Origin of the sequence: Bradyrhizobium sp. IC3195 (assembly GCF_020193585.1) — a bacterium.
Classification (GTDB): domain Bacteria; phylum Pseudomonadota; class Alphaproteobacteria; order Rhizobiales; family Xanthobacteraceae; genus Bradyrhizobium; species Bradyrhizobium yuanmingense.
Genome location: NZ_JADYVG010000113.1, coordinates 1 through 359 on the forward strand (window position 1 = coordinate 1; position 359 = coordinate 359).

Annotated in this window: 1 pseudogene; it reads left to right on the forward strand. The window is 59.1% G+C overall.

From position 1 onward, the window contains the following. Window positions 1-126 precede the first annotated feature (126 nt). A pseudogene (locus tag I6F09_RS37355) lies at window positions 127-359 on the forward strand (DUF3141 domain-containing protein); the annotation flags it as partial.

Genomic DNA, 359 nt, shown 5'->3' on the forward strand with positions numbered 1-359 from the left:
CTCCGCGACAATCAGAGTTCAAAAAACTCTTGCGCGCGACAATTAACGCGGCAATCATCACCTCGCCGCGACACCGACTCGCCATCCTGATTGTCGTGCGCTTCCCACCCAGATTGTCGCGCTATACAGCTCGGCGTCGCATTGCGCGAAGGTCATCCAGTTTATCTGGTGAGCTTCCGTCGCGAGCCAGAGCAGGATCAGCAACTCTCTGATGTGGCCTATGCGGAAGCGACGTTTGTTCGAGAAGTGATCCGCCGGCATCCGCGCGCGCCTCTGCCGGCCATTATCGGCAACTGCCAAGCAGGCTGGGCGACCCTCGTTCTCGCCGCAACAAACCCTGACTTGACAGGACCCATCGT